This window comes from Nocardia sp. CNY236, assembly GCF_000482385.1.
GTDB lineage: Bacteria > Actinomycetota > Actinomycetes > Mycobacteriales > Mycobacteriaceae > Nocardia.
The window spans coordinates 23,011-29,848 of sequence record NZ_AXVD01000045.1 but is presented as its reverse complement, the minus strand read 5'-3'; the positions used below and the strand labels follow the sequence as shown (position 1 = coordinate 29,848).

Annotated in this window: 9 protein-coding genes and 1 pseudogene; 4 read left to right on the top strand and 6 right to left on the bottom strand. The window is 62.0% G+C overall.

The genetic code is table 11. The annotated features are described in order from the left end of the window. Positions 1-218, top strand: a pseudogene (locus K940_RS33195) (IS630 family transposase); the annotation flags it as partial. 82 nt (positions 219-300) lie between these two features. Here the strand turns inward: K940_RS33195 and K940_RS0120025 are convergent. Further along, positions 301-738, bottom strand: coding sequence for an SgcJ/EcaC family oxidoreductase (locus tag K940_RS0120025; RefSeq protein ID WP_051407401.1), 438 nt, complete (start codon positions 736-738; stop codon positions 301-303). Between the two features lie 379 nt (positions 739-1,117). Continuing rightward, on the bottom strand, positions 1,118-1,648 hold the full coding sequence (locus K940_RS0120020; RefSeq protein ID WP_028478951.1) for a DinB family protein: 531 nt from the start codon (positions 1,646-1,648) through the stop codon (positions 1,118-1,120). Positions 1,649-2,019: 371 nt separating this feature from the next. Here K940_RS0120020 and K940_RS0120010 point away from each other — a divergent pair, with 371 nt between their 5' ends. The 3 genes from K940_RS0120010 to K940_RS0119995 all read left to right on the top strand — a co-directional run bounded on the left by K940_RS0120010 (position 2,020) and on the right by K940_RS0119995 (position 4,238). After that, positions 2,020-2,979: an SDR family oxidoreductase gene (locus K940_RS0120010; protein ID WP_036529434.1), complete on the top strand. Its 960-nt coding sequence runs from the start codon at positions 2,020-2,022 to the stop codon at positions 2,977-2,979. 304 nt (positions 2,980-3,283) lie between these two features. Continuing rightward, on the top strand, positions 3,284-3,580 hold the full coding sequence (locus K940_RS0120000) for a hypothetical protein (RefSeq protein WP_196812303.1): 297 nt from the start codon (positions 3,284-3,286) through the stop codon (positions 3,578-3,580). A 223-nt stretch (positions 3,581-3,803) separates the two neighbouring features. Next, complete coding sequence (locus K940_RS0119995) at positions 3,804-4,238, top strand: nuclear transport factor 2 family protein (RefSeq protein WP_196812302.1); 435 nt, start codon at positions 3,804-3,806, stop codon at positions 4,236-4,238. 324 nt (positions 4,239-4,562) lie between these two features. Here the strand turns inward: K940_RS0119995 and K940_RS29510 are convergent, their stop codons facing one another. The 4 genes from K940_RS29510 to K940_RS0119970 form a co-directional block, all read right to left on the bottom strand. Then, the gene (locus K940_RS29510) at positions 4,563-4,955 is read right to left on the bottom strand and encodes a multidrug efflux SMR transporter (protein ID WP_051407400.1); all 393 of its coding nucleotides are present in this window, start codon (positions 4,953-4,955) and stop codon (positions 4,563-4,565) included. A gap of 54 nt (positions 4,956-5,009) precedes the next feature. After that, positions 5,010-5,330, bottom strand: coding sequence for a multidrug efflux SMR transporter (locus tag K940_RS0119985; protein WP_028478947.1), 321 nt, complete (start codon positions 5,328-5,330; stop codon positions 5,010-5,012). Then, positions 5,327-6,103 (bottom strand): DsbA family protein, encoded by a 777-nt coding sequence (locus K940_RS33740; RefSeq protein WP_231390453.1) that lies wholly within the window; start codon positions 6,101-6,103, stop codon positions 5,327-5,329. The genes K940_RS0119985 and K940_RS33740 overlap by 4 nt, the downstream gene beginning before the upstream one ends. 77 nt (positions 6,104-6,180) lie before the next feature. Continuing rightward, a complete protein-coding gene (locus K940_RS0119970) occupies positions 6,181-6,663 on the bottom strand; it encodes a MarR family winged helix-turn-helix transcriptional regulator (protein WP_028478946.1) in 483 nt (160 codons plus the stop codon). Between the last annotated feature and the right edge of the window lie 175 nt (positions 6,664-6,838).

Here is a 6,838-nt window from a genome sequence, read left to right as displayed (position 1 = left end):
CCTGGCTCAACGAGGTGGAACGCTGGTTCGGACTGCTGACCGACCAGCAACTCCGCCGCGGCGTCCACAGAAGTGTTGCCGCGCTGGAGAAATCGATCCGTGACTGGGTCGCTGCCTGGAACGAGGACCCGAAACCGTTCGTGTGGACCAAGACCGCTGACGAGATCCTCGAACGCCTCACCTCATATTTGAAACGAATTCCAGGCGCGGGACACTAGTGTTTCGAAGTGGTTGGGGTGCGGGTGGTGGAAAAGTATTGTTCGGCCGCCGGGCGGGCAGTATCGAGGATCCGCCTGGCCGCTACTGGATCGCAGTCGTCTGGGCGAGAGCGAGTTTCCAGCCGTCGACGGTACGGACTGCGGCGTAGGTGAGGGCGCCGGTGCTGGGCAGTGTGGTCTCGGCATCTGGACGTTCGTCGTGAATCGTCTTGATGCAGCTGACCAGGACGACATCGCTGGTTATCGGACGGATGTCGATGATCTCGACGGTAGTCCGGATGTCTCCGAGCCCGCTGTCGAGGGCCGACTTCATCGCCGTGCCGAAGGTATCCCGCCCGAACAAACGACGGCCCACGATGTTGACGATCACCACCTCCTCGGTGTGCAGATCGGGATGAACCGAGTGGTCACTCTGCGAATGGACGGCCAGCGCCACCAGATCACGAACGGCTTGCTCGTCCTCGGCCGGTAGCGCTGTGGCCTGGCTCACGCGGGTCTTGCCGGTATTGCTCGGAGTCATGGACACACAATCCCACCTCAACCGCACTCGAGGTCAATAGTCCGCCGACTGCCGAGCCGAACCGGTCTTGAATATGCGGACACGCAGCTGATGCCAGAACCCGCCCAGGCGGTGGCGCCCGTCCTCACCCGTGTCGTAGCCATTGGTTGATGGCGGCGATGAGGACGGTGGCCTGACAGGGACGGCCAGTTTATCGAATCTTGTTGCCACGGAAGGTTTTCCTTGAGCTGCCCGGTGCCGCACTCGACGGCATGGCGCGCTTTGTAGTCCTGTGCGTCGCACGCTGGTAGCCCTCTACCAACAGTGGCTCGAGCCGCGCAATGGGTCATTGCCAATGAATCTGAACCATGCAGTTCAGCACTTCCTGAGTTGTGCTACCTCACTCGTCGTTTCGGACTGCGCGCAACAGTCGTAGCTGCCCAATCTCGGCAGCATTCTTCATCAGCTCGGCGTTCACCCATCCGATCGTGTGGGCGATGGACTTGGTGGGGTCGTCCTGCCATGGAAAGCTTGTCGGCCCATCGAGTTCGGTGTCAGTGATCTGATCGAGGACACGCAGCCACCTCGTGCGCAGGCCGCGCAGCCAGTCGACCGAGGCCGATCCAGGACCCGGCCATATGATCTGGGTACGGTCGTGGGGAAGGCTTTGCCGCAGGTGGTCGATGGCGACGTTCCACCACCACCCGATGTGCCAGCTGATCCAGCCGATAGTTGGGACAGGGATCGGTTCGGGCTCGGACTCGGCCCAGTCGGGCACCCAGATACCGCGTTCGTCCCGGCGCAGCGTCCAACACAAATCAGCAGGTTCCCACAGGAAGTCGTCTGCCTCCAGCTGCTCGAGGTGGTACTCGAACAACGACCAGGTCAGATCGAACTGCCAACGCAGCAAGGTGGAAGGCGAAGTATCCATGTGCCGAATCCTGCCCGGCGCCCCCGGGTCGGACAACGGATTTACTGGCCGCCGGCTCGATCGCCGGAAACCTGGCGGCAGGCTGGTTCTCGGGGCCGCCTCCAAGCGCGGGATTTCTCCATTTAGAACTCTTGGGCCTCGTCGATGGTGAGCGCGTCGCCGGGCCGGATGTCTCGAACATCTCGGTCCGCTCGGGCCGGGCGCTGACGCACCGAGTTGAGTGCGGCTCGATGGGTTGACACGTACGATTCCGCGCCGGTAAATTCCGCGTAATTGGATCCGCAACGTCACTCCCGGTGGTGCAGAAGGCATCAGCCCGTCGACCGCCTCGATGACGCGCAAGATCCCCGCCAATGATTGGAGGGTCTTGCATGGACAGATTCCGATCGATCGGGAGCCGATCGGTCACCGAGGGCGTCAAGCTACTCACTGTGGTCGCCCCGAGCAAAGAAGAGGGCTGCAGCCCTACGGGCCTGGTAGGACGATGCTTGGCACGGCAACTGCTCACCGCTGGGGACTCGGTTCGGGTACTCGCACCGCCGCAGGAGAACAGCGGCTGGCCGGACGGTACCCAGGTGGTGGAAGGCTCCATCCGACAGCCGTTGAACTCTGGCAGAGTTTTCGCTGACGTGGACGCGATATTCCTTGCCGGTGCGCATCCCGCGACCGTCGAAGAGTCGCTGGCGCTTGCTCGTGACGCCGGGGTCCGCCGGATCGTCCTGCTGTCATCCCATGGACCCGAGTACGAACAGACGAACCCGCCAGAAACGTGGTACTGGCTCGCCATCGAACGAGCCGTGGAAAGTTCCGGGATCCCCTGGACCCACATCCGGCCATCGGCCGTGATGGGTTCGGTCATCAGTGGTACTTACCCGGCGACAGGATCCGACTGGCCGGACTCGATCCGCGCCGAGCGGGTGGTCCGCGAGGCCTTCCTCGATATCGGGCACTACCCATTCATCCATGAAGACGATCTCGCCGCAGTAGCGGCGGCGTCGATGCGCACCGACCGTTACACGGGCCTCATCCTCGAGGCTGTGGGCCTCCCGCTGTCAACGCGGTCGCGCGTACGCAGCATCGCTGATGCCATCGGCCACGCCATTCACGCCATCGAACTGACGGCCGGCGAGAGCCGGGCAGCCTGGCAACGCAACGGCTGGCCCGACGGTGCGGTGGACGTAACGCTCTACGCCCTTCGGGAGTACGGCAATCGCCTGCCCGAGCTGACCGAGTGGAGCCTTGCGCAGAGTCCCTCCGTTCGCGACATCATCGGTCGCCCGCCACGCACGTATGATGAATGGGCTGTTGAAAACGCCGACCTGTTCCGCTGACATGACCACTCGTTGAGCGGATCCACCCAACACTGAACCCTCGGTTCAATGGCAAGCCGTCACAAATCTGGGTTCAACCGGTCGGCCTCGCGGCGTGCTCACCAGGAACCGTTCGATGCCAAGCATCGGATCGTATTCGGGACCCATCTGAAACTGTTCACGTTGCCCGAACCAGCCCCAGATCGGCTGCCGTACCTGAGCTTGTAGCTCCCGGCGGACATAGAGGAATGCCGGTGCGCCCCGAATCTTCACCAACCCGCGTGGTCAGTCTGGATTTGTCTGTCAGCTGGTCTTGTTCGTCGGGTTGTCCACCATCGACGTCTCCCACGCCGTCGCCCGATACCCAGGCGAAGACACCAAAACCCAAGCATTGGGCCAGTTCCTGGGCACCGGCGGTCCCGCCGCCATCGCCGCTGTGGCCTGCGCGATCATGACCGGGACCCAGTCGACGCTGATCACCGCCCTCGGCCGCCACCTGCTCGCCGACCTCGCACGCCACGATCTGACCGGCCACCATCCCGATCTCGCGGTGGCCACGCTGTCATGTCGCTCGTTCGGTACCCGCAACTGGGTCCACACTGTCGACGACCTTGGCATCTGACACCACAGCTGGCTCGCCGCGACTGCGTGGACAGCGAGCTGTTCTGATGTTGTTGGACTGGACCATCCGAGCTTCTCCGACCGTCGCGATTTCAGTAGCTCGGGCGCAAGGTGCGTTGGATTCGCCAGCATCTCGGATCACTCACGTGTTGTCAGCGGGCTTTGCGACCAGCTGGGACGGTTCATCCGGTGGTATCCGACGGCCGCTTTGGCATCCTGGTCGAATGGAACGAATGGACGCGGCGCGCAACAAGGCGTTGCTGCAGAAAGTGTTCGCGGCAACCGACCATGGTGATGGCCGATTGTTCGTCGATCTGCTCGACGACGAGGTTCGGTGGACGATCATCGGTCGCACCGCCTGGTCAGGCACCTACGATGGCAAAGCAGCGGTGCTGCGGGACCTTTTGAGACCGTTGACCGCCCAGTTCGCCGGCCCGAATCGGGTCAGCGCGCACCGGTTCGTTGCCGAGGACGATCTCGTGGTCGTAGAGGCACGCAACCATAGCGTCACCGCTGCTGGAATGCCCTACCCGAACCGCTACTGCTGGGTGATCACCATGCGCGCAGAAAAGATTGTCGCTATTACCGAATACACCGACACCCAGCTCATCGCCGAAACGCTGACGAAACCGCCGACGATGGGGCCATCACCCAAGTGACGCGCGGCACAAAATGTTGCCGAACGAGTAGGACCGAAGCCTACTGATACGCAACGTTTCTCGTCATGACCAGCTCACACCTCGGGTACCGACATTCAAACTCGGTGGTGGATTCGAAGACCTCACTACTAGCGGGATGTTCGGTGTAGGGTCGGACCGGGGCGCCCTATCGGTCTTTCGACTGGGGGCTCCCCGGCTCGCCCTCCGAACCCGCCGTGCACCCCTCGACGCAACGGGCTCTTCACGTGTTATGCCGTTGTGGCTGTTGCTGGTTCCGAGGCCCGTCGTGCTGTTTCGCCGCAGCCGAATGCGGGTTGCGGCGTCCTATGCGTCGACAGGCCGGTCGGCGAGTTTCAGCCACACCACACCGACGATCACCACCGCAAGCCACAATGCCTTCATCGGTGTGAGTGTTTCATCGAAGAAGATCGGCCCGAGAAGCGCGGCACCAACTGCGCCGATGCCGGCCCAGACAGCGTATCCGATCCCGACGTCGATCCGCTCGAGAGCGACACTGAGCGCGAACAAGGTGAGTAGGAAGAAGACGATTGCAACGAGCGACCAGGACAGGACGGTGAAGCCATGGCTTCCGCCGACGGACAGAGCGTAACCGACCTCGAAAAGTCCGGCCAGAAGCAAGACGAGCCAAGCGCGGGCATCATTACGTCGGTCAGTGGTCTTCTGAGTGTAGGCGGCATCGGTGGTGTCAACGGTCACGGTTCGATCCTTTCGAGAGGTCAGACTGCATCCAGAACTCGGGTCGACTGCCGCTCAGGCGGCGCCGCTGAGTTGGAGCCCGACGACTCCTCCGATTACAACGACGATGCCGACCACCTTTTTCCAGTTGAGTCGCTGTTGGAACAAGAGAGCGCCAAGTAAGACGATCCCGACGCCCGCGACCGACGTCCAAATCGCGTACCCGACGCCGACATCGAAGGTGAGCAGCGCGAGGCTGAGGAAGTAGGTCGCGACGCCGCCACTGGCGAGCGTGGCGATCGTCCATCGCAGGTTGGTGAAGCCTGCGGCTTTCCCTGCGGAAAGTGCGACGGTGATTTCGAAGATGACCGCGATTCCGAGATAGAGCCAGCTCATGGTTGTCCTTTCGGTCGACCCGGTTGGAATTCAGGGTCCGGAGGGAAGTGAAGTTGCAGGTAGCGAGTAAACGGCTCGAGCGCCCGATCCACGGGAAGGCACTCCACAGCGATCGGCATGCGCGCACGGTCGATTCCAAGGCGTCCATAGCTGGTGCGATAGTCGAACCCATAGCGTGCTGCAGTAGCGGCGTCGACCGCGAAATGAACACTGTCGATGTGGTGTTCGAACGCGAAGCGATAACACAAACCGCAGGGTTCTCCCGTAGCGAGTAGCCGCATCCCCTGCAAGTCGGTGAGGTTTCGAGCATGCAGCGTACTTCGCATTGCGACGATCTCTGCGTGCGCGGTGGAATCACAGGTTTCGAGAACCAGGTTCACCCCGAAGTCGGATGTGTAACCATCGTCGGACACCACCAGTGCGACGAAGGGGATTCCGCCCGATTCGACATGTCGGGTACTGTGCGCGACCGCCCGGCTCATCCTCTGCGACCTGCAGAGGATGAAAGCCAGTTCGGTGCGAGGCTGTGGAGCGATCGTGGGAAGTGTGATGTCGACCCCCAGTTCGCGGGCCATCGGGTAGACCGAGCTGTCCCAGACTCGCGGACGGTGCTCGTCCTCGGGCCGTAGGGTCGGCACTGGATCAGGGCGTAGTTCGTAGGGCCGAATCGCGACATCGACGTCGTGGTCTCGCTGTAGTGCCTTGACCGAATCCTCGATGAGGAAACAGTAGGGGCACACGTAGTCGACGTAGATCTCGACCGTAGCCGGCATATATCCTCCAAAGTTGCGTGTACATACAATTATATGAAGGCATTTCTGCGAGAATGCGCGTGTCAGGCAACGCCTGGTCAGGAAGCGGGGAGTCCGCCGATGCTCGCGAGCACTCGACCGACAACGTGTGCGCCGAGCGCGGGGGAGGTGGCCTCCACACTCGACAGTGCATGCTCGAGGTGCGCCCGGTAGGGATCGCGCGCGTCCACGATGAGGGCTTCACCACCCTCCGTGATGACCGCGTACACCCCACGCCCGTCCTCGAAGCAGGTCTCACGGCGCGTGAGATTCCGAGCCTCCAGGCGGCCGAGTAGGCGTGTCACCGAACTCTGGTTCAGACCGATCCGGTTGGCCAGTTCGTTGATCCGCAGTTCCTTGTCCGGTGCCGCGCTGAGATGGCGCAGCGCGTTGTACTCGGTGAGTCCCACGCCATAGCGACCGTTCAACCATTTCCCCAGGTTTGCGTCCACTGCAGCCACGAAGGCTGCAACCTGAAACCAGTCATCGACCAGGTGATCGAATGAATCGCCGTCCTCACCCAATGGTCGATTCATGTACATGCAGCTAATGCTAACGAACACCTCGAACGAACGCAATATCAACCCGCGGGCCGACTCGGAAGACCGGCAGGACGGACGAGGGTCGAGTAACCCGCTGGTGATCCGAGGAGTCTGCGAACCTACGGAATCGGATGTTTGTCAGCGTATGGACATCACATGTCACCGCGCTGGAATC

Coding starts and splice junctions, on each gene's coding strand:
- K940_RS0120025 (WP_051407401.1), bottom strand. CDS start 738: ATGACTCCGAGCAATACCGGCAAGACCCGCGTGAGCCAGGCCACAGCG.
- K940_RS0120020 (WP_028478951.1), bottom strand. CDS start 1,648: ATGGATACTTCGCCTTCCACCTTGCTGCGTTGGCAGTTCGATCTGACC.
- K940_RS0120010 (WP_036529434.1), top strand. CDS start 2,020: ATGGACAGATTCCGATCGATCGGGAGCCGATCGGTCACCGAGGGCGTC.
- K940_RS0119995 (WP_196812302.1), top strand. CDS start 3,804: ATGGAACGAATGGACGCGGCGCGCAACAAGGCGTTGCTGCAGAAAGTG.
- K940_RS0119985 (WP_028478947.1), bottom strand. CDS start 5,330: ATGAGCTGGCTCTATCTCGGAATCGCGGTCATCTTCGAAATCACCGTC.
- K940_RS33740 (WP_231390453.1), bottom strand. CDS start 6,103: ATGCCGGCTACGGTCGAGATCTACGTCGACTACGTGTGCCCCTACTGT.
- K940_RS0119970 (WP_028478946.1), bottom strand. CDS start 6,663: ATGTACATGAATCGACCATTGGGTGAGGACGGCGATTCATTCGATCAC.